17 protein-coding genes are annotated in these 22,191 nt (G+C 64.5%); 11 read left to right on the top strand and 6 right to left on the bottom strand.

Translation table 11 applies throughout. The features are described from left to right. Positions 1-716: 716 nt before the first annotated feature. The 5 genes from IEX64_RS11630 to zwf all read right to left on the bottom strand — a co-directional run bounded on the left by IEX64_RS11630 (position 717) and on the right by zwf (position 8,780). Positions 717-3,503, bottom strand: coding sequence for a phosphoenolpyruvate carboxylase (locus tag IEX64_RS11630; protein WP_188819845.1), 2,787 nt, complete (start codon positions 3,501-3,503; stop codon positions 717-719). Continuing rightward, positions 3,503-4,141, bottom strand: coding sequence for a bifunctional 4-hydroxy-2-oxoglutarate aldolase/2-dehydro-3-deoxy-phosphogluconate aldolase (gene eda / locus IEX64_RS11625; protein ID WP_188819829.1), 639 nt, complete (start codon positions 4,139-4,141; stop codon positions 3,503-3,505). Before eda ends, IEX64_RS11630 begins: the two co-directional genes overlap by 1 nt. Then, complete coding sequence (locus tag IEX64_RS11620; RefSeq protein WP_188819828.1) at positions 4,141-5,133, bottom strand: glucokinase; 993 nt, start codon at positions 5,131-5,133, stop codon at positions 4,141-4,143. Before IEX64_RS11620 ends, eda begins: the two co-directional genes overlap by 1 nt. 274 nt (positions 5,134-5,407) lie before the next feature. Next, the gene (gene edd, locus IEX64_RS11615) at positions 5,408-7,234 is read right to left on the bottom strand and encodes a phosphogluconate dehydratase (RefSeq protein WP_188819827.1); all 1,827 of its coding nucleotides are present in this window, start codon (positions 7,232-7,234) and stop codon (positions 5,408-5,410) included. A gap of 103 nt (positions 7,235-7,337) precedes the next feature. Further along, positions 7,338-8,780 (bottom strand): glucose-6-phosphate dehydrogenase, encoded by a 1,443-nt coding sequence (zwf, locus tag IEX64_RS11610; protein WP_188819826.1) that lies wholly within the window; start codon positions 8,778-8,780, stop codon positions 7,338-7,340. Between the two features lie 298 nt (positions 8,781-9,078). On the opposite strand from zwf, the gene IEX64_RS11605 reads away from it, so the two are divergent. Both IEX64_RS11605 and IEX64_RS11600 read left to right on the top strand, forming a co-directional pair. Then, positions 9,079-10,065 (top strand): sensor histidine kinase, encoded by a 987-nt coding sequence (locus tag IEX64_RS11605; protein ID WP_188819825.1) that lies wholly within the window; start codon positions 9,079-9,081, stop codon positions 10,063-10,065. A gap of 165 nt (positions 10,066-10,230) precedes the next feature. Continuing rightward, positions 10,231-11,634: an OprO/OprP family phosphate-selective porin gene (locus IEX64_RS11600; RefSeq protein WP_188819824.1), complete on the top strand. Its 1,404-nt coding sequence runs from the start codon at positions 10,231-10,233 to the stop codon at positions 11,632-11,634. A 12-nt stretch (positions 11,635-11,646) separates the two neighbouring features. Here IEX64_RS11600 and IEX64_RS11595 read toward each other — a convergent pair. Next, positions 11,647-12,401, bottom strand: a protein-coding gene (locus IEX64_RS11595; RefSeq protein ID WP_373290140.1) for an IS5 family transposase whose coding sequence is annotated in 2 segments (ribosomal slippage) — positions 11,647-12,057 and positions 12,060-12,401 — 753 coding nt in all. Because the reading frame shifts where the segments join, the coding sequence is not laid out codon by codon here. A 433-nt stretch (positions 12,402-12,834) separates the two neighbouring features. Here IEX64_RS11595 and IEX64_RS11590 point away from each other — a divergent pair. From IEX64_RS11590 to IEX64_RS11550, 9 genes are all read left to right on the top strand, one after another. After that, on the top strand, positions 12,835-14,217 hold the full coding sequence (locus tag IEX64_RS11590; RefSeq protein WP_188819822.1) for an OprO/OprP family phosphate-selective porin: 1,383 nt from the start codon (positions 12,835-12,837) through the stop codon (positions 14,215-14,217). 255 nt (positions 14,218-14,472) lie between these two features. Further along, positions 14,473-15,519 carry a substrate-binding domain-containing protein gene (locus tag IEX64_RS11585; protein ID WP_188819821.1) on the top strand — a complete coding sequence of 349 codons (1,047 nt, stop codon included), beginning with the start codon at positions 14,473-14,475 and terminating at the stop codon, positions 15,517-15,519. A gap of 20 nt (positions 15,520-15,539) precedes the next feature. Beyond that, positions 15,540-16,913, top strand: coding sequence for a phosphate ABC transporter permease subunit PstC (gene pstC, locus IEX64_RS11580; RefSeq protein WP_188819820.1), 1,374 nt, complete (start codon positions 15,540-15,542; stop codon positions 16,911-16,913). Beyond that, positions 16,906-17,793, top strand: coding sequence for a phosphate ABC transporter permease PstA (gene pstA / locus IEX64_RS11575; protein WP_188819819.1), 888 nt, complete (start codon positions 16,906-16,908; stop codon positions 17,791-17,793). Before pstC ends, pstA begins: the two co-directional genes overlap by 8 nt. Positions 17,794-17,797: 4 nt before the next feature. Next, positions 17,798-18,559: a phosphate ABC transporter ATP-binding protein PstB gene (pstB, locus tag IEX64_RS11570; RefSeq protein WP_188819818.1), complete on the top strand. Its 762-nt coding sequence runs from the start codon at positions 17,798-17,800 to the stop codon at positions 18,557-18,559. A 13-nt stretch (positions 18,560-18,572) separates the two neighbouring features. Beyond that, positions 18,573-19,268, top strand: coding sequence for a phosphate signaling complex protein PhoU (gene phoU, locus IEX64_RS11565; RefSeq protein ID WP_188819817.1), 696 nt, complete (start codon positions 18,573-18,575; stop codon positions 19,266-19,268). Beyond that, positions 19,265-19,951 (top strand): phosphate regulon transcriptional regulator PhoB, encoded by a 687-nt coding sequence (phoB, locus tag IEX64_RS11560; protein ID WP_188819816.1) that lies wholly within the window; start codon positions 19,265-19,267, stop codon positions 19,949-19,951. Before phoU ends, phoB begins: the two co-directional genes overlap by 4 nt. 268 nt (positions 19,952-20,219) lie before the next feature. Further along, positions 20,220-21,230, top strand: coding sequence for an LLM class flavin-dependent oxidoreductase (locus IEX64_RS11555; RefSeq protein WP_188819815.1), 1,011 nt, complete (start codon positions 20,220-20,222; stop codon positions 21,228-21,230). A gap of 7 nt (positions 21,231-21,237) precedes the next feature. After that, on the top strand, positions 21,238-22,044 hold the full coding sequence (locus tag IEX64_RS11550) for an IclR family transcriptional regulator (RefSeq protein ID WP_229710208.1): 807 nt from the start codon (positions 21,238-21,240) through the stop codon (positions 22,042-22,044). The last annotated feature ends 147 nt before the right edge of the window (positions 22,045-22,191 follow it).

Raw genomic sequence — 22,191 nt, 5'->3', positions numbered from 1 at the left:
TGACACCCGCCATCACGGCGGCGGATAACCATCTACGCATCGGTGCGTTTGCTACATAATGCCGGTTATTCCCGCGCAGGCGGGAATCCAGTAGCGACCTATCTACGAGGGAGCCTCTCTGCGAAAAGGCGCCACAACCGCGTGACTGCGCAACGGTTCTCATCGCACCGTTGCGCAAACTGGATTCCCGCCTGCGCGGGAATGACGAAGGTTGGAAGAGACGACTGACGGCTTTCGCTGAGGTCCTATATTCTGCCGAATGTTCGAAAAGTCGGGCAAGCGGGCGTCGTTCGAAACCTCCTATGAATCGTCATTATCGACCCTTGGGGTTTGTTAACCAATCAAGCGCGCATGCGACTGTTCTCATCGTCAAAAATATGACTAACGCTATCCCTAAGATCACAGGAATCGTTTCGTTATTCCAACTTGTCTCGAGCCCCTCTCTCGCTGCAACGACTGCACAAAGTGCAATCAATATCCCCGGAGCGACAATGCTCCAGAATTTAAGCTTGCGAGCATTTGTATCTAGCCAGTCGTTACGCATTGCCTGAACTTCTCGTCTGAACGGCCGAAATCCGATTGTGTCCTTTAAATGTACGACTTGCCGTACCACCAATCCAGCCAAGGATTACTCCTTGCGATAAGGTCCGCAATGCCGACATGTCCAGAACGATAGGTTTCAGATTATAACCCTGAAACACTACCATCCCCGCTCCCTACCCATGCGCCCCGAACTCGTTGGCGATCGCGGTTGTGATCCGCAGGCTCAGCGTGTGTGAGCGGGCGATGGGGTCGATGAAGTCGCGGTGGATCTGGGCGTAGCCGCTGGCGCTGGAATCCGGGTAGTCGCTGGGCTCGTCCACGGCGAAGTCGCTGATCGAGGGGAAGTGGATCGGGAAGGCGCGGCGCAGCTGGGCTAGGCCGTCGTCGACGCGCAGGCTGAAGAACATCTCCAGCACGTCGTCGCGGCTGATGTCGTTGGCGCGGCTGAAGGGCGGGACCATCACCGCGCGCAGGAACATGTGCTTGAACAGGGCGATGCGCAGCGACTGGAGCACGCCGAGGCTGCGGCGGGTGTGCTCGCGGTCGGGCAGCGGCGATTCGTCGGGAATCAGTTCGAGCAGCTTGTAGAGCTTCATCGCATCGACCCGCAGGCGCGAGGCGAGGCGGCGGAAGACGCCGGTGCGGTCGTCCTTGGTGAGGTATTCGGCCAGCGTCAGGCAGGCTTCGGAAATGTGCTGCTCGTCGCCGCGGTAGGGGCGGCTGGCCCAGTAGGCGGAGTTGAACAGCTCGCCATAGGCCGCGACCGTCTTGATCGAGGCGAGCGCGTTCGCGGCGCGCACCAGCCGGATGAGCTGCCGGCCGCGCACGCTTTCCTGCAGCATCTCGGCGATTTCCTCGCGGTTGCCGTCCGAAGCGGTGCCGACGCCGGCAATCACGTTCACCGGATAGCCGAGCTGCTGGAGCACCGCATTGTGCGGGATCGCGCGGATCTGGCGCAGGCTCATCGTCCGGTCGGCATTGAGGTCCGACTGGCGGCGTGACCGGCGGCTGCCGGTATCGTTGAGCATGCCGAGGCCGAAGGCGGTGATCGCCCGGCTGTAGGTCGCGCTTTCGAGGTGGCCGTGCTGGACGCGGCGAATGGCGCGGTAGAAGTCGAGGCTGAGGTCGGTGCGTCGGTAGAAGACGTCGGTCGGCGCGCTGGGATCGGCCGCCCACAGCGGCTTTTCGGCCATGCGCGTCAATGTCGCCAGTGCCAGTTCGTCCGAGCCGAACCACAAGTAGCCGTCGCCGCCCTGATAGCTCAGTTCGGGTTCCAGCCGGATGCCGGCGCGCAGGAAGCGGCGGCGGGCCCAGGGTGACATCTGCCACTTGAAGCGATCGTCGATCCCGGTGGGATGGCAGCCGCGGCCCATGGATTCGCCGCCGGTGTTGAAGATCAGCGCGGCGACATCGACCATGCCGTTCGCCGCCATGGCCTCGGCCAGCCGGCCCTGCAGACGCTCGATGGCGAGCGCTGCGGGGATCTGGCCGACGAAGCGGCCGGCGTCGGAAAAACCGGTCTGGATAGAGACGCGGCCGCGCTTGCGGGCGTAGTCGCGGTAGGCCGGTTCGGAGAGCACCGCATCGAGGAAGCGGCCGCCGTGCTCCAGCGCGGTTTCGGTCTCGAACAGGGGCGAGACGTCGACCTTGTCTTCGATCCCGAACATCTTGGCGAAGTAGAGCGCGGCCAGCACCGTGGTGGGCTGCTCGCATTCGGCCACGAGCATGCGGATCGGCGCGTCGGCATCGATGTGCTCGAGGATCTGCGCCATGGCGAGGAACTGGCGCACGGCGGTGCTGTTCTCGATGGCGAGCGCGGCGAAATTGGACTTGAGCGGTTTTACTTCGGCGAGCAGCTCGCGCATGCGCACCAGCGCGGCCTGGCTGGCGAGGTTGAGCTTGCCGTCCGGGTCCATGCGGCGGCGGATCGCGTTCTGGAGCTGCGAGGAGTTCACGCGGAAGTGGATCCAGCCCATGCCGAGCCCGTCGGCGCGCATGGCGGCGGCCACGACCAGCAGCTTGCTTGCCGCTTCCTTGCCGCCGTGGCGGGCCTCTTCCTCAAGCTCACCGATGATGCCGGAGAGGCTGATCAGCTTGTCCGGGTGATTGGCGGTGAGCGCATTGGCGGCTTCGGACACGTCCTCGGGCGCGGAGAGGTCCTGGCTGAAGCGGGCGACCATGTCCTCGGTATGGGCCGCGGCGCGTTCAAGCTTTTCGGCGATCTTCGGCTCGATGTCCTTCAGGCTCGCGACATAGCCGGCAAGGCGCATGGCCTTTTCTTGCAGGCGGTAGCGGATCGAGGTGGACCAGCCGATGTCAGTGCGCCCGTCCATGTCGTAGCCGACCCAGGTGGCGAAGCGCACCGGCATCGGCTGCAGGCTCTTCCAGCGCTTGGGCCAGCGGCTCGCCGCAATGTCGAACAGGCGGCCGTTGATCCGGTCGCGCGCCTTCTGGCCGCGGGCGATGGCGGCCATGGCCTTGCCGTGCTCGTAGTCGAGCGTGATCGTGTCGCGCTCGGCCGAGGCGACGCAGACGGCGGCCTTGCTGTGATCGCCGCTCGATGCGGCTCCGGCGACCGCTTCGGTCTGCGCTTCGGTAAGCAGGAAGGTCGGGTGCGCGGTGAAGACGACATGCGCGGCCGGGCGCTGCCAGCGGACGGCGAAGGCGGTAAAGTCCTCCTCGTCGGCGGCGGCATCGATGCGCGCGTCGTTCTCTTCGACCGGAATGGTCTCCAGCACGCGGTCTAGGCGGGCCGCGCGGGCGCGCAGGCCCTCGCATTCCATCTCGGCGACCAGCGCTTCGATATCGTCGAGGCTCATCTCGCCATTTTCCAGCTTGCGCGAGAGTTCGAGGCCGAGCTGGAAGACCGGGTTGTAGAGCGGGGTCTGCGCGGTGAGCTTGTGCAGGTCCTGCAGGCGCGCGGTCAGGTCAGCGACGGTGGTAAGCGCCGGTCCGGTCATCATGCAGTCTCCTTGGGGCCGAGCTGCGCTGCGGTGCGGGCAGCGGCTTCGATCTTGGCGACGTCGGGCGCGCCCTTGGGCACCATCCAGCTTCCGCCGACGCAGAGCACGGCATCGAGCGCCAGCCAGTCGGGCGCATTATCCGGCGTGACGCCGCCGGTGGGGCAGAACTTCGCGGCGGCCAGCGGGGCCGAGATCGCCTTGAGCGCGGAGGGACCGCCGGCGGCCATCGCTGGGAAGAACTTGAGCCGGTCGAAGCCGAGTTCGAGCGCCAGCATCACGTCGCTGGCATTGGCGGTGCCGGGCAGGAAGGGAATGCCCGATTTCGCCGCCGCTTCGCCCAGCGTGGGGGTGAGCCCGGGCGAGACGATGAATTCGGCCCCGGCATCGATGGACCTGGCGAGGTCTTCCGGCGTGAGCACGGTGCCTGCACCCACGGTCGCGCCGGGCACCTGCTTCATCACCTTGATCGCCTCGATGGCGCATTCGGTGCGCAGGGTGACTTCCAGCGCGGGAAGGCCGCCCGCGACCAGCGCTTCGGCGACGGGCAGGGCGTGCTCGATATCCTCGATCACCAGCACCGGGATGACCGGCGCGAGACGCATGACCTTTTCGACGGCGGCGGATTTCGGGGTCATTACTGCAGGTGCTCCCTGGCGAAAGCCGCAGCGGCGCCGAACAGGCCGGGCTGCGGGTGGGTGATGAGTTTGACGGGAAGGCCGGCCATCATGCCGGCAAAGCGCCCCTTGGCGCAGAACCGCTCGGCAAAGCCGGACTGAAGAATGGTCTCGCGAATGCGGTAGCCGAGGCCGCCGGCAATGACGACGCCGCCCGCGCCATGGGCAAGCGCGTAGTCGCCCGCCGCGGCGCCGAGCGAGAGGCAGAAGCGGTCGACGGCGGCGGCGGCCAGCGGGTCCTCGCCCGAGGTGCCGGCGGTCCAGATCTCGACATCGGTGCGTTCGACGACGGCGCGGTGTTCCATCGCGGCAAGCGTTGCGTAGATGTCGACGATCGCGGGGCCGGAGACGACGCGCTCGACCGAGACGCGGGTGTGGCGCTTGCGCAGACGAGCCAGGATGGCATCCTCGATCTGGTCGAGCGGGGCGAAGTCGATGTGCCCGCCTTCGGTCGCCTGCACATGGTAGCTGCCGCCCTGGGCGATGGGTCGCCCGTCACGCCAGAGGTGCGCGACGCCGAGGCCGGTTCCGGGGCCGAGTACGCTCAGCGTGCCCGACGCTGGCAGCGGGGCTCCCGGCGGTCCGGCGAGATCGACGAACTCGCTGTCGTCGGCGCGCGCGACGGCATGGGCGACGGCGGCGAAGTCGTTGACGATGGTGTGGCGCGTGGCGCCCAGCTTCTCCTCGATCAGCGCGGGCCGGATGATCCAGGGGTTGTTGGTGAACTTGATGACATCTCCGCCCACCGGGCCCGCGACGGACATGGCCACGGCGGGCGGGATATCGCCGCCGTTCATCTCGCGAAAGGCCTGCCAGGCCGTCTCGAAACTGGCGTGGTCGCTGGTGTGCAGCGTTGCCGGTTCGCTCATCGTGATGGTGCCGTCGCCGGACACTTCGGCGATAGCGAAACGGGCGTGGGTGCCGCCGATATCGACAGTGACGAGCTGGGTCATAGGGCTACTCCTGTGGTCAGGAGTATAGAGGTTTCACGCGGAGGCGCGGAGACGCGGAGAAAAGGCATTTTAGGTTCGCGCAAAGGCGCAAAGGTGCAAGGAGATAGTATAGCGCCGCAGGCCTTATCTTCCTGTACCTGACATGGCGCTAATCGGCTTGGTAGCGGAAAATGGCGGCTTCGCCGCAGGCACGACATCTTCGCGCCTTTGCGCCTTTGCGCGAACCCCTTCCAAACTCCGCGTCTCCGTGTCTCCGCGTGAACCATCATCCCCATCACAGCCCCGCAACCTCCAGCATGGCCGAGCCGCCCTGTTCGGCGCCGCCCGCGCTCATTCGGAACATGGCGAAGAGTTCGCGGCCCATGCCCATGGCGGCGGGCGGCGCAGGAGCGGGTTCGCGGGACGAGAGATCGGCGGTGGTCGAAAGCGTGCCATCGTCAGCAGACATGCGCACCACATCGCCATCGCGCAGGTAGGCGAGGGGGCCGGGCTTGCCGTCCTTGGCGAGCGCTTCCGGGGTGACGTGGATCGCCGCCGGGACCTTGCCCGAGGCGCCCGACATGCGCCCGTCAGTGACGAGCGCGACCTTGTGGCCGCGGTCCTGCAGCACGCCGAGCGGCGGGGTAAGCTTGTGCAGTTCGGGCATGCCGTTGGCGCGTGGCCCCTGGAAGCGCACGACGACGATCACGTCCTTGTCCAGTTCGCCGGCCTTGAAGGCCTGCGCCACGGCTTCCTGGGTATCGAACACGCGGCAGGGCGCCTCGATGGTCCAGCGTTCCTTGTCGACGGCGCTGGTCTTGATCGTCCCGCGCCCGAGGTTTCCCGAGACGAGCCGCATCCCGCCGTCAGGCTGGAACGGATCGGAGACCGGGCGGAGCATTGTGTCGTCGCCACTCTCGGCAGGAGCCGGAGTCCAGGCGAGAGTGTCGTCCATGAGTACCGGTTCGCTGGCGTAGTCGCTCATCCCGCCTTCGGCGACGGTGAGGATGTCCGCATGGGCGAGCCCGGCGCCGAGCAGTTCCTTCACCACCCAGGCCATGCCGCCTGCCGCGTGGAAGTGGTTCACGTCGCCCGAGCCGTTCGGATAGACGCGGGTGATGAGCGGAACGGCGGCGGACAGCTCGTCGAAGTCCTCCCAGTCGATGATGACGCCTGCGGCGCGGGCCATGGCAGGCAGGTGGATCGCGTGGTTGGTAGAGCCACCGGTCGCCAGCAGGCCGACCAGGGCGTTGACGATGGCCTTCTCGTCCACCAGTTCGGCCATCGGGCGGTAGTCGTCGCCTTTCTTGCTCATCGCCGCGACGCGGTGCACGGCTGCGCGGGTGAGGGCCTGACGCAGCGGTGTGTTCGGGGGGACGAAGGCGGCACCGGGAACGTGCAGGCCCATCATCTCCATCATCATCTGGTTGGAGTTGGCGGTGCCGTAAAACGTGCAGGTGCCGGCAGTGTGATAGCTGGCACTCTCGCTCGCCAGCAGCTCCTCGCGGCCCACCTTGCCTTCGGCGTAGAGCTGGCGGGTCTTCTGCTTTTCCTTGTTGGAGATGCCGCTGGGCATCGGGCCCGAAGGCACGAAGACCGCCGGGAGATGGCCGAAGCGCAGCGCGCCGATGACGAGGCCGGGGACGATCTTGTCGCAAATGCCGAGCAGCGCCATCCCATCGAACATCGCATGGCTGAGCGCCACGGCCGTGGACATGGCGATGGTGTCGCGGCTGAACAGCGACAGCTCCATGCCGTCGAAGCCCTGCGTCACGCCGTCGCACATGGCGGGCACGCCGCCGGCGACCTGTGCCGTCGCGCCGATTTCGCGCGCGAAGAGCTTCATCTGCTCGGGATAGCGGCCATAGGGCTGATGCGCGCTGAGCATGTCGTTGTAGGCGGTGACGATGCCGAGATTGATCGCGCCGCCGGTGGCGATGGCGGGCTTGTCCTCGCCGGAGGCGGCAAAGCCGTGGGCGAGGTTGGAGCACGAAAGGAAGCTGCGGTCGGAATGGCGGTCGCGTTCGCGCTCGATCATTTCCATGTACCGGCCACGGCTCGGCTTCGATCGCTCGATAATGCGATCGGTGACGCGCGCGACCACGGGGCTGAGGTTGCTCATGGGCTTCTCCTGATCTCTTGTCCGGCCCGCGGTCGATCCGCGGGACGCCGCTTGCGGGCGCCTTTATACCGGCATCAATTCCTGTTCCCGGCGCGGCCGGGGTTCACTCGTGCCAGGTCACCCCGTCGCGCTCGGCAAGCGCGATGGCGGCGGAAGGACCCCAGCTTCCGGCAGTATAAGTCTTGGGCTCCAGCTGGTGTTCCTCCCAGCCGGCACGGATCGCATCGATCCATTCCCATTGGGCCTCTACCTCGTCGCGCCGGACGAACAGCGTCTGGTCGCCTTCGATGAGATCGAGCAGCAGGCGTTCGTAGGCGATGCGGCGCTGCGGACCAGCAAAGGCATCCGCCATGGAAATCTCAAGCGGGATCGAGCGCAGGCCGATACCGTCGCGGTCGAGGCCGGGAACCTTGGCCATCAGCGAAAGCGTGATGTTCTCGCTCGGCTGGATGCCGATGACGAGCCGGTTGGAAACCATCTTTGCGCTACGCCCGGGAAAGATCGCATGCGGCACATTGCGGAACTGCACTACGATTTCGGTGGTGCGCCGCGGCAGGCGTTTTCCGGTGCGCAAGTAGAAGGGCACGCCCTGCCAGCGCCAGTTGTCGATATAGGCCTTGATCGCAACGAACGTCTCGGTGTCCGAATCCTTGCCGAGTTCGTCGTCGTAGCCGGGCACGGCCTCGCCGCCGATGGCGCCGGCGCGGTACTGGCCGGTCACGGTTTCCTTGACCTTTACCTTGCGCAGCGAGCGCAGGATCTTGACCTTTTCGTCACGCACATTGGTGGCGTCGTAGGAGACGGGCGGCTCCATCGCGACCAGCGCGAGCAGTTGCAGCATGTGGTTCTGCACCATGTCGCGCAGCGCGCCGGAATCGTCGTAATAGGCAACGCGCGATTCCAGTCCGACGGTTTCGGCGACGGTGATCTGCACGTGGTCGATATGCGCTGCGTTCCACAGCGGCTCGAACATCAGGTTGGCGAAGCGCAGCGCCAGCAGGTTCTGGACGGTTTCCTTGCCCAGATAGTGATCGATGCGGAAGATCCGGTCTTCGGGGAAGGCTGCGGCCACCGCGTCGTTGATGACCTTGCTCGATTCCAGATCGACGCCGAGCGGCTTTTCCAGGCCGATGCGGACATTCTCTCCGGCCAGTCCGCTCTGCTGCAATCCGCGAATGGTGGGTTCGAACAGGCTCGGGGCGGTCGAGAGGAAGATCGAGAGGCCTTCCTTGGGCGTACCGACCTTTGCGGCCAGGGCCTGGAAACCGCCGATATCGTTGGCATCGAGCGTCTGGTAGCTCAGGCGATTCAGGAACGTGGCCATGGAACCGCGCCGGTTGGCGGGCAGGAACTGCTCCAGCGCCTCGCGCGCGAAATTGCGAAAGCCCTGGTCGTCGAGTTCGGAGCGTGCCGTGCCGATGATCTCGATGGCCGGATCGAGCAGTCCGTCCGCATCGAGGGCACACAGCGATGGCAACAGCATCCTGCGTGACAGATCGCCTGTGGCGCCGAAGAGGAGCAAGCGATCGGAAGTGAATTTCGTCACAGAAACCTTTCCATCCGGAAGCCGCACTCCTCCTCACGGCCTGGTGAATGCTGTCAGGACAATGGCGGAAGCCCGCCCTTCGATCCCTCGCAAGTGCAGCATAGCGATAGTGATAGCGCAAGGCTAGCGTGCACGAGTGGGCACAGCCGCTTATTTACAGCGAAACGCGCCGTTTTCCTTGAAACATGCGGCAATGAATACGATTGCCACCGGACTGTCTCTTAAAAATACTATGCCGCCGCTACCAAGGATGATGAAAGCGTAGCATTACGCTTCGAAACAGGGAGGAGTTTCACGCATGACCGTCGAGGGCGTCCACCTCCTCGAACAGCTGCAGACCCCGGCACTCGTCGTGTCGCGCGGGCAGGTGCGCTTCGCCAACAGCGCAGCGCAGGGCCTGCTGGGCGCGCATATCGTGGGGCAGGACGTCCGCATCGCCATCCGCGATCCGCGGGCCGTGGCCGCGATTCTCAGCGACGAGGGTGGCACCGCGCAGGTGACCGGGCTTTCGACGGGCGGCTCGGTCTGGCAAGTCGACTGCCGCGTCATCGGCCCGAACGAACGACTGGTCAGCCTCTACGACCTGTCCGAGCGCGTCAGCGTGGCCAAGTCGCATGCAGATTTCGTGGCCAATGCCAGCCACGAACTGCGCACGCCCTTGGCGAACGTGCTCGGCTACGTGGAGACGCTGCTCAATCCCAAGGCGGGCGGTAACGAGGAAGTGCGCAACCGTTTCCTCGGCACCATCCGGCACGAGGCACAGCGCATGCAGGCGCTGATCTCGGACCTCATGTCGCTCTCGCGGATCGAGGCGGTCAAGCATGAAGTGCCGTCCGACCGCATCGATCTGGTCGCGCTGGCGCAGGAAGTCGTGGGCGAGTTTCGTGGCGGTGCGCAGGTCACGCTTACGGCCAATTGCGAGGATGCGGTGATCGCCGGGGACCGCGGGCAGCTCTCGCAGGTCCTGCGCAACCTCATCGACAATGCGCTCAAGTACGGAAAACCGGGCGGTCCGGTGGAGGTCTCGGTGGAAGCGGCAAGCACCGGCTGGGCGCTGGTCATGGTGCGCGACCATGGCGAGGGCATTCCGCCCGAGCACCTGCCACGCATCACCGAACGCTTCTATCGCGCCGATACCAGCCGCAGCCGTGCAGCGGGCGGGACCGGGCTGGGCCTGTCCATCGTCAAGCATATCGTCGAGCGCCACCGCGGACGTTTCGACATAGAAAGTCGTTTAGGCTCGGGTACGACAGCTTCCCTTATGTTGCCGCTTAAGGAAGCTTAGCTTCTTTCTGGCAGTGTCACCCTAGTCCGTTGTCACAGCGTGCGACAGCGGGGCGGGGGTCGGCACTGAATTTTCCTCAATGGTGGAAGGTTTTGACCTGCGTCAGCCGCGCATGCGCGGCCCTGTGCGCTGGAAAAAACAAGGTTCACGGAAGGAACCCGACTAGTGAGGAAAACCCTTCGCATTTCAGCGGTCGCGCTGGCGGTATCGGCCGGATGGGCCCTGCCGACGCAGGCGAGTGCCGCCGATGCGGCCTCGGTTCAGGAAGAACTGGCCGCCATGCGCGCGCAGATGCAGGCCATGGCGCAGCGGATAGATAGGCTCGAGAGCGAACTGGCCGCCGCCAACGCCAAGGCCGACGCCGCCAGTGAAGTCGCCCTGACCGCGACCGAAACCGCCTCTGCCGCCAAGGTGGCCGCCGAAAAGGCGCCGCCGGTAAAGGTGGCCTGGAAGGGGGCTCCGCAGATCGAGGGCGAAGGCGGCTGGAGCTTCAAGCCGCGCGGCCGCATCCAGATCGATGCGGCCAGCTACAACGGTCCTTCGGGGCTTTCGGGCGGCGGCAACGATCATCTCGGCACGATCACCGAAATGCGCCGCGCCTGGATTGGTGCCGAAGGCACGATGGCCGGCAATGTCGGCTATCTCCTGGATGTGAGCGTCGGCGGTTCGTCGATCTCGCTGGCCGATGCGCTCATTACCTACAAGGCCGGGCGCAAGGTGAAGGTCATGCTGGGCAACCAGCGGCCCTTCACCGGCTTCGAGGACATGACCGCGAACCTCTATTCCGGTTTCATGGAGCGCAGCTCGGTGAGCGAGGCCTTCGTCTTCGAACGCCGTCTCGGTCTCGCCGCGCAGTACAGCGACAAGATACTGACTGTTCAGGGCGGCGTGTTCAGCGATACGCTCTCGACCATCAGCGACGATGCCGCGCGCAGCTGGAGCATGGATGGGCGTGTCGTGGCGTCACCGCGCGTCGCCGGCGGCATCCTGCATGTCGGCGGGTCGGTCCACTACCGCGAGCAGGGGGGTACCGTGGTCACCTCCCGCTATCGCGCCCGTCCGTTCGTTCATCCGACAAACCTGCGGCTGGCCGACACCGGCACCCTGGCTTCCGACGGCGAGACCCAGCTCATGCTGGAAGCCGGCTGGATTTCCGATCGCTTCTATGTGGTCGCCGAATCGCGCTGGATGAAGGTCAGCCGTCCCGGCATGTCGAATCCGACCTTCAACGGCGGCTATGTCGAAGGCGGCTATATGCTGACCGACGACAAGATCGCCTATTCGAACGCCGCCTTCGGCCGCATCAAGCCGCGCAAGGGCATCGACAAGGGCGGTATCGGCGCCATTCAGCTGAATACGCGCTATGAATGGCTCGATCTCGCCGATGCCGGCGTGACGGGTGGCCATCAGCAGACGGCCGGCCTGTCGCTGGTCTGGATGCCGACTTCGCACCTGCGCTTCTATGCCAACTATGGCCATACCTGGGTCGATGACGCGGTCGTCACCGCCAACGGCGACGGGTCCTACTCGCTCGATACGATGGCCATGCGCGCCCAGATCGATTTCTAGGGTCCGGACTCGTTACAGCCACCAGATGACGGCGGCGGCGAGGGCGATGGCGCCCATGAAGTTTTTGACATTGCGGTCGAAGCGGGTGGCGATGCGGCGCCAGTCCTTGAGGCGGCAGAACATGCGCTCGATGACGTTGCGCTGCTTGTAGATGGCCTTGTCGTAGTCGTACTGGATTTTGCGGTTCTTGCGCGGCGGGATAACAGCCTCGGTGCCGCGCTCGTCGAGCCACTCGCGCAGAGCTTGGCTATCATAGCCCTTGTCGGCGACGAGTTGGGTGGATGGCGGCATCGCCTCGATGCAAAGCTGCGCGACCTTGCAATCGTGGACGTTGCCGGGCGTCAGGAGCAGAACGACGGGGCGGCCTTTCGCGTCGCAGACGGCATGGAGCTTGGTGTTGCGTCCGCCTTTGGTGCGGCCGATACCATGAGCCAAGGCCCCCCTTTTCCACCACCGGCGCAGCGGTGGACCTTGATGCAACTGCTGTCGATGAACAGTCGATCTGGAGCGCCGCCGGCTCCCGCCAGCGCGCTGAAAATGCCTTCCCAGATGCCGCGCTCCGACCAGCGGACGAACCGATTGGAGAGCGTCTTCTTCGGACCATAGACGTCAGCACAGTCCGCCCAGCGACCGCCGCAGCGAAGCGCGTGGACAATCCCGCTCAACACTCGACGATCATCCGCGCGTGGCTTGCCGCGAACATCCGTCGGCAAAAGCGGCTCGATCCGAGCCCACTGTGCATCGGAAAACCAAAAGAAATCAGACATCTCACTGCCTCCTCGCAGAGGCAATGAATCACAATCCTGTCGTGGTGGGAATCCGGTTATTGGGTCCGGACCCTAGGCGTCTCGGCGCCTGAAGGCCGTGCCGGTTTCCGGAACGGCCACGTGACATCGCCTTTGGCTGGGGACCTCGGAGGAGAGGGGGATTGGTTCCCTCTCCTCCGGGGGGAACCCCGGCCGGGGGCGATTTGCGTTGCAGCGCCTTTCCTGCGGGTTGCGACGCCCGTTCCGCCATCGTTGTGAAGCCGGACGCGCCTAACCGTGTGTGTGCGTGGCTTACCGGGGATTGGTAATACTATATTCCATGGTATATAGTTTAAGTAGATCGAACTGCAGGCGGAGTGTCATTTAGCCGTAACAATGCAGTCATACGGGCGTCAGCGAAATGTAATCGAAGGTTCATGGAGGACCCAAAAAAGTGAGGAAAACGCTTCGTATTTCGGCTGTGGCACTGGCGGTTTCCGCCGGGTGGGCACTGCCGACTCAGGCAAGTGCCGCCGATGCGGCATCGGTTCAGGAAGAGCTGGTCGCCATGCGCGCCCAGATGCAGGCGATGGCGCAGCGGATCGATTCGCTTGAGGCCGAGCTGGCCACCGCGCAGGCCCAGGCGGAGACGGCGAACAAGGTAGCGCAGGCTGCGACCGAGACCGCAGTTGCGGCAAAGGCTTCCGCCGACAAGGCACCGCCGGTGAAGGTCACGTGGAAGGGCGCACCGCAGATCGAAGGCGAGGGTGGCTGGAAGTTCAAGCTCGGCGGCCGCGTCAACATCGATGCCGGCGTGGACAACGCGCCGAATTCGACGGGTCGCGACGACGGCTTCGGCAGCGAAGTGCGCCGTGCGCGTCTGCGCGCCGAGGGCAGCATGCCGGGCGGTGTGGGCTACAAGATCGAAGCCGACTTCGCCGGTTCGACCACGATCCTGACCGACGCCTATCTCAGCTTCAGCCACAAGGACCTGACCTTCAAGATCGGGCAGTTCAACACGTTCCAGGGCTTCGAGGAGCTTTCGAGCAGCCTGCATACCTCGTTCATGGAACGTGCTGCATTGACGGACGCCTTCAACTTCGAGCGCCGCATCGGTGCATCGGTGGAATACGAAAAGGGCGACGTACTGTTGCAGGGCGGTGTGTTTACCGACAACTACACGGCGACGCCCAACAAGAACTGGAGCGTCGACACGCGCGCCGTCTACATGCCCAAGATCGGCGATACGCAGCTGCACTTCGGCGGTTCGTTCCACTATGCGGACTACGAGAACGGTTCGACCATCCGCTACCGCCAGCGTCCGTTCGAACACTTCACCAGCGAACGTTTCATCGATACGCGCGCCTTTTCGGCCAAGAGCGAACGCGGCATCGGCCTCGAAACGGCGATGATTTCCGGCCGCTTCCACGCGGCGGCGGAAACCTACTGGCAGAAGGTCGCGCGCACCGGAATGCCCGACCCCACGTTCTTCGGCGGCTATGTCGAGGCCGGCTACTTCCTGACCAAGGGTGACAGCCGCGGCTACAAGAACGGCGTCTATGATCGCGTGAAGCCGGTGAAGGGCTTCGACAAGGGCGGCATCGGCGCGATCGAGATCAACGCGCGCTACGACCATCTCGACCTTACCGATGCGGGTATCGTCGGCGGTACGCAGAACGCCTACCAGTTCTCGCTGAACTGGTCGCAGACGGCCTATACCAAGATCATGCTCGACTACTCGCGCCTGCAGTACAAGGACGCGATCTATCCGACTGCGAGCGGCGATACGTCTTACGCTGTCGACGTCGTGGCGATGCGCGCGCAGATCGATTTCTGATGCGAATCCGGCGCGGACGGCACCTGAAAATGCCGTCCGCGCTTGCAACCGGATCGTCCGGGACCTAGAGGCGGGGCCTTGCCGCTATCGAGTCAAAATGGTCCTGCCGCTCCGGTTCGCGCTTTGGAAAAATTGCTGAAAACCAAGGTTTCTCAATAAATTCAGGGACAAGAAGGCAATGTCACGTCTTCGTCATGGAAGTGTCATTGTACCCCAATAGGGGCGTTCCAGGATAAAGCCCAAGGGGTAAGACTTATGCGTTCCACCAAGACTATCATTTTCACCGCAGTGTCCGCGTTTGCGCTCAGCGCTTGTGGCGGTTCGGGCGGTACCGGCTCCGGCGCCCGCGACTATGTGACCGCCGTCGGTTCCTCGACCGTCTATCCCTTCGCCACCGCCGTGGCCGAACAGTTCGCCAAGACCAGCGGCTCCAAGTCGCCGGTGATCGAATCGACCGGCACCGGTGCGGGCATGAAGCTGTTCTGCGCCGGCGTCGGCGCCCAGCACCCGGACGTCGAGGATGCCTCGCGCCGGATGAAGAAGTCCGAATACGAACTGTGCCAGAAGAACGGTGTCACCGAGATCGTCGAAATCCAGGTCGGCATCGACGGCATTGCTTTCGCGGAATCGAAGGACGGCCCGGGCATGATGCTGACGCCGACCGACATCTACAAGGCGCTGGCCGCCAATCCCTATGGCAAGCCCAACACCGCCAAGACCTGGAGCGATGTGAACCCGTCGCTGCCCAACGAGCCGATCCTCGTTTACGGTCCGCCCTCGACCTCGGGTACGCGTGACGCACTCAAGGAGCTGATCCTCGAAGCCGGTTGCAAGACCGACGATGCGATGAAGGCGCTGAAGGACAGCGACAAGGAAAAGTACGAGCAGACCTGCCACCAGATCCGCGAAGACGGCCCCTATGTCGATGCGGGTGAGAACGACAACCTGATCGTTCAGAAGATCTCGCAGAACCCCAAGGCTATCGGCATCTTCGGTTATTCGTTCCTCGAAGAAAACGCCGACAAGCTCAAGGGCGTGCCGCTTTCGAACGTCGAGCCGACCTACGAGTCCATCTCGGATTTCAGCTATCCCGGCGCCCGTCCGCTCTACATCTACGTGAAGAAGCAGCACCTTGCGCCGATCCAGGGGCTGCAGGCTTACATCAACGAATGGCCCAAGGTCTGGGGACCGGACGGCCTGCTCAAGAAGAAGGGCATGGTCATTTCACCCGATGACGTCCGCGCGAAGAACGCGGAAGTCATTGCCAACATGACCCCGCTCGATCCTTCTGTGCTCAAGTAAGAAGGACTTGACGGCCAGTCATGATTCTCACGGGGGTTCTCCTGGCCGTTATCGGCCTGGGCCTTGTCGGCTGGTTTGCCGCACGAGGCCGGGCGCGGCTGCTATATTCCGGCCGGGGCTCGATGCATTCGATGCCCAATTACCACGGCTGGCATATGGCGCTGTGGATTATCGTTCCGGCACTGATCGCCTGGACCGCCTGGTCCGCGATCATGCCGGGGCTGGTCGACGGGGTGGTCATGGCCGATCCGGCTGCCGCCTCGCTGCCGGCCGACGCCATGCACCGCAATGCGATCATGGCAGAAGCCCGCACGCTCGCAGCCAATCCGGATGCCGCGGCCTTCAACCCGGAAGCGCGCACGATTGCCGAGCCTCTGCGTGCGGCGACGACGCGTTATGGCCTGATCGGGGCGCTGATCATCGGTATCGTCGCCTTTGCCGGCGGCGCTTTCGGTTTCACGCGCATCCGTCCGGATTTCCGCGCCCGAACCCATGTCGAGCGCGCCGTGCTTGGTCTGCTGCTGCTGGCCTCGCTGATGGCGATCCTGACCACGTTCGGCATTGTCGCCTCGCTGCTGTTCGAGGCCGGGATGTTCTTCAAGGACGTCTCGCCGATCGCCTTCCTCACCGGTACGCACTGGTCGCCGGGCAATGCCATCGGCACCGATATCGACGACAACTTCGGTGCGGTGCCGTTGTTCTGGGGCACGATCTACATCGGCGCGATCATCGCCATGGTTGTTGCCATTCCGCTTGGCCTGATGAGCGCGATCTTCCTGACGCAGTATGCCTCGCACCGGGTCCGCCGCTGGGTGAAGCCGATCCTCGAGATCCTCGCGGGCATTCCAACCGTCGTCTACGGCTATTTCGCGGCGCTCACCGTGGCGCCGATCATCCGCGACTTTGGCGCGACGCTCGGCATGGCCAATCCCTCGACCGAGAGCGCACTCGCGGCCGGTCTGGTGATGGGCGTGATGATCATCCCGTTCGTCTCCTCGATGGCCGACGATGCGCTCGCCGCGGTGCCGCGCGCGATGAGCGACGGTTCGCTGGCGCTGGGCGCGACCAAATCGGAAACCATCAAGAAGGTACTGCTGCCCGCCGCGCTGCCCGGCATCGTTGCCGGTGTCATGCTGGCGATCAGCCGCGCGATCGGCGAAACCATGATCGTGGTCATGGCCGCCGGCGCCGCTGCGCGCCTTTCGGCCAATCCGTTCGCCTCGATGACGACGGTAACCTACCAGATCGTGCAGATGCTCACCGGCGACCAGGAGTTCAACAGCCCCAAGACGCTTTCGGCCTTTGCGCTGGGGCTGGTGCTGTTCATCGTCACGCTGGTGCTCAACATCATCGCCCTTCGGGTCGTGAAGAAGTTCCGGGAAGCTTATGACTAATCCGCACTGGCAAACGGACGTGGCCACCAGGCGCATCGAGCGCCGCAACGCCGCAGAACGCCGCTTCAAGCTGCTCGGGCTCGGCGCCATCGTGCTGTCGCTGGCGTTTCTCGCGCTGCTGCTGTTCATCATGCTCAAGAACGGTCTGGGCGGGCTCGACTGGGACTTCCTGTCGGGCACGGATTCGACTTCGCCCGATGTCGCCGGCGTGTGGGGCGCGACCAAGGGCTCGCTGCTGACGATGCTCGTCACGCTGCTGCTCTCGTTCCCGATGGGCGTGCTCGCCGCGATCTATCTGGAAGAGTTCGCCCCGAAGAACCGCTGGATCGACCTCGTCGAGGTGTCGATCAACAATCTCGCCGCGGTGCCTTCGATCATCTTCGGCCTGCTGGGCCTCGCCGTGTTCATCAACACGCTCGACATGCCGCGTTCCTCGCCGCTGGTCGGCGGCCTGACGCTGGCGCTGATGACGATGCCGGTGATCGTGATTTCCGGCCGCAACGCGATCAAGGCCGTGCCGCCTTCGATCCGCGACGCCGCGCTCGCCGTGGGCGCGAGCAAGGTGCAGACGGTGTTCCACCACGTGCTGCCGCTGGCGCTGCCCGGCATCCTTACCGGCACCATCATCGGCATGGCCCGCGCACTTGGCGAGACCGCGCCGCTGCTGATGATCGGCATGCGCGCCTTCGTCGTTACGCCTCCGGGCGGGGTCACCGATCCTTCCAGCGTGCTGCCGATGCAGATTTTCCTGTGGTCGGACGAAATCGATACCGGTTTCGTCCAGAATACATCCGCCGCCATTATCGTCCTGCTGGTCTTCCTGCTGGCGATGAACGGCATCGCGATCTACCTTCGAAACAAGTTCGAAGTGCGCTGGTAGGGACATGAACGAAACCAAGCTTACAGCCCGAAACGTCGACGTTTTCTACGGCCCCAAGAAGGCCATCGACAACGTCTCGATCGACATCGACAACGGGATCGTCACGGCCTTCATCGGCCCGTCGGGCTGCGGCAAGTCGACGTTCCTGCGCTCGCTCAACCGCATGAACGACACCATCGCCGACGCCCGCGTGACCGGCGAGATCCTGCTCGACGGCGAGGATATCTATGCCGCCTCGATGGACCCGGTGGCCTTGCGCGCCCGCGTCGGCATGGTGTTCCAGAAGCCCAATCCGTTCCCCAAGACGATCTACGAGAACATCGCCTATGGCCCGCGCATCCATGGCCTTGCCGAAAACAAGGCAGACATGGACGCGGTTGTCGAAAGCGCGCTGACCAAGGCGGGCCTGTGGGAAGAGGTGAAGGACCGTCTGACCGACGCCGGCACCGCGCTTTCGGGCGGCCAGCAGCAGCGCCTGTGCATCGCCCGCGCCATCGCGGTGAGCCCCGAGGTCATCCTGATGGACGAACCCTGTTCGGCGCTTGACCCGATCGCGACCGCGAAGATCGAGGAGCTTATCGACGAGCTCAAGGAAAACTACGCGATCGTCATCGTGACGCACTCGATGCAGCAAGCCGCGCGCGTGTCGCAGCGCACGGCTTTCTTCCACCTTGGCAATCTCGTGGAATATGGTGAGACAAGCGATATCTTCACCAATCCGCGCGAGGAAAAGACCAAGGACTACATCACCGGCCGCTACGGCTGAGAAGGAAAACGCCATGGTAGATCATACCGTAAAGGCATTCGATTCAGAGATCGGCCAGCTTCGCGGTCTCGTCGCCGAAATGGGCGGCCTCGCCGAAGTCGCCATCCGCGATGCCATCACCGCGCTGACCCAGCATGACGATGAACTGGCCGACCAGGTCGTGGCCGCCGACGCCAAGCTCGATGCGCTGGAGGCCGAGGTGGACCGCCTCGCGGTACGCACCATCGCCCTGCGCGCACCGATGGCCGACGACCTTCGCGACGTGATCGCCGCGCTCAAGATTTCGGGCGTCATCGAGCGTATCGGCGATTACGCCAAGAACATCGCCAAGCGCGTCAATGCGCTGGAAGGCCGCAACAAGATCGAACCGGTCACGCTGGTGCCCGCGATGGCGGATATCGCCGAGAGCATGGTTCGCGACGTTCTCAACGCCTACGGCTCGCGCGATGCGCAGCTGGCGGTGGAAGTGATCCGCCGCGATGCCAAGCTGGACCAGTTCTACAACACCCTGTTCCGTTCGCTGCTGACGCACATGATGGAGAACCCGGCGACGATCACCAGCGCCGCGCAGCTGCTCTTCATCGCCCGCAATCTGGAGCGGATCGGCGATCACGCGACCAACGTGGCCGAGATGGTCTATTACGCCGCGACCGGCGAATACTGCACCGAGCGCGACAGCCAGACCGACGATACCGGAGGCTTCGCATGAACGGCACCGTGCTCGTCGTCGAGGACGACGTCGCGCTCTGCGAGCTGCTCACCTGGAACCTGAGCGCCGAGGGCTATGAAGTCCGCTCCACCGGCGATGGCGAGGAAGCGCTGCTGATGGTGCGCGAACAGACGCCCGACGCCATCGTGCTCGACTGGATGATCGAGCAGGTGCCCGGCATTGAGGTCTGCCGCCAGATCCGCAAGGACAAGGACACCGCGCAGATCCCGATCCTCATGCTCACCGCCCGCGGTGAGGAAGAGGACATGATCCGCGGCTTCAAGACCGGCGCTGACGATTACGTCACCAAGCCGTTCTCGCCGCGCGAACTGCTTGTCCGCATCGAAGCGCTGCTGCGCCGTTCGCGCCCGTCGCTCACCGGCAATGTGCTGCAGTGGGGCGACATTGAACTCGACGCCACCAGCCACCGCGTGCGCCGTGGCGGCGAGCCGCTGCATCTGGGCCCCACCGAATTCCGCCTGCTGCGCTATTTCATGGAGCGTCCGAACCGCGTCGTGTCGCGCCAGCAGATCCTCGACGGTGTGTGGGGCATGGACTCCGACATCGACGAGCGCACCGTGGACGTCCACATCCGCCGTCTGCGCAAAGCGATCAACCGCCCGGGCGACACCGACCCGATCCGCACGGTGCGCGCCGCGGGCTATGCAATGGACGTGACCTGAGGGGGTAACCATCCATCGCGGACTAGCCGGGGTTCCCGTTCGACACGAGCGGATGGTAAAGTTCCAAACGCGAGGATAGTCCAACAATTCGTCATTGCGAGGCCCGCAGGGCCGCGGCAATCCAGAGCGTGCGTAAACCGCCCTGGATTGCTTCGCTCTGCTCGCAATGACGAAGGGGGCGGGTTGCCACTGATCGCTCCCGCGCCTTGCGGGGCGGAACGAGCGCATTAAGGTCGCGCCCACAACGACAATCGCGGGAAGGGCGTCCATGACTGGCAAACTCGGCTTCGGCTATCTCTACGATTTCCGTAATCCCGCGCCGTGGCACCGCGCGCCCGAAGCGCTCTATCGCGACGTGCTCGATGCCGTGGTGGAAACCGAGGCGCTGGGCTTTGACGGGGCCTGGGTCCCCGAACACCACCTTGCCGCCGACGGCTACATGCCATCGCCGATGGTGGCGCTTTCCGCGATCGCCACGCGCACCAGCCGGATGCGTTTGGGCGCGGGCATAGCGCTGGGCCCGCTCTACGAGCCGTTGCGGTTTGCCGAGGATTGCGCGGTGCTGGATATTCTCTCCGGCGGCCGCCTCGCGATGGGCATGGCGATCGGATACCGCGCCCGCGAATATTCCGCCCACGGGCTCGACTTCAAGAAGCGCGGCGCCCGTTTCGACGAGTTCCTGCATGTCGTGCGCCGCCTGTGGGACGGTGAGACGGTCGATTTCGAAGGCACGTTCTTCAACGTGCAGGGCGCCAGCGTGAATCCGCTTTCGAGCCGGGGCCAGATTCCGCTCTACATCGGCGGTTTCGCCCCCAAGGCGATGGAGCGCGTCGCGAAGTACGGCGACGGCTATTTCGGCAATGCCGATATCTGGCCGCTCTACCGCGAGAAGCTGGAAGCGCAGGGCAAGGACCCGGCAGACGCCAAGATCTGGATTCAGGGCCTGATGATGGTCGTCGCGCACGACAAGCAGGCGGCGATGGACGAGCTTGCGCCCTACTTCCTTCACGTCAACAATTCCTACGGCGAATGGATGAACGAGGACAAGGCCATCGGCATCGACGATGCGGCGATCAAGCCGATGGACCTCGATGCCTTCAAGGCCAGCGGCATCCTGCAGATCCTCACCCCGGACGAGGCCATCGCCTATTTCAAGCGGTTGCTGGACAAGGCGCCGGTGGAGCATTTCACCATGATGATGCCGCCCGGGCTTCCGGCAGAGCGCTTCCTCGAATATGCGGGCATCTTCGCAAGGGAAGTGATACCGGCATTCCGGTGAGGGCATTTTGACGAACGAGGCACAGGACATCGGAGCGGCCGAGGAACGCCGGGCGGGCAGTCCGCAGTCGGTGACACGCGTGATCCGCCTGCTCGAAGCCCTATGCGCGAGCAACGAGCCGGTTTCGCTCGCCGACCTCAGCCGCCGACTGGGCACGCCCAAGAGCAGCCTTGCCGCCCTGCTGCGGGGCCTGGCCGACGAGGATCTGGTCGTCGCGTCCGACGGCGCCTGGCGGCTTGGTCCCGGCGCTTTCGGCCTTGGCAGCGCGCTCACCGAAGCGCGCCGCCGCTTGCAAAGTTCCGACCTCATCCGCGAAGGCATGCGCCGGCTGTGCGAGCGCACCGGCGAGACCGTTCTGCTCGCGGTGGGCGACCACGAGGGCGACATGGTGACTTATGTCGATCTCGTCGAAAGTCGCAATGTAGTGCGTTATTCGGTGACGATCGGCGATCGCCGCCCGTTCTATGCATCCGCAGGTGGCCGCGCGCTGCTGGCAACGTGTTCGCCCGAGGCCGTCTCGGCCTACCTCAAGCGCGTGGCGCCGGCGCGCCTTGCCAAGACCACCGAAATCGATCCCGATGCACTGACCCAGGCCATCGAGCAGTCGCGGATCGACGGCTTTGCGCAGACCGTCGATCAGGCCGCCGATGGCGTGACCGGCACGGCGAGCGTGATCCGCGATGCCGCCGGCGGCGTGGTCGGCGCGCTCGTCGTCGCCGCCCCGACCGAGCGGGCGCAGGGCAGGCTGGACGAACTGGCACGGCAGACGCTGGAAGAAGCGGCGGCGATCTCGCGTAGTCTGGGGTTTAGATAGAATTGGCCGTTCTCGACGGGATCGAGGGCCTGCAAAGGAACAACTTCAAGCAAGACCCGCTCACCCTGAGCTTGTTGAAGGGTGCTGATCGCAGCGCCGTGCCAGCGTCCTTCGACAGGCTCGGGACGAGCGGGAGTGGCGCCAAAT

Origin of the sequence: Novosphingobium indicum (assembly GCF_014645195.1) — a bacterium.
Taxonomy (GTDB): Bacteria; Pseudomonadota; Alphaproteobacteria; order Sphingomonadales; family Sphingomonadaceae; genus Novosphingobium; species Novosphingobium indicum.
The sequence above is the reverse complement of the archived record's forward strand: the minus strand, read 5'-3'. Positions and strand labels throughout refer to the sequence as shown.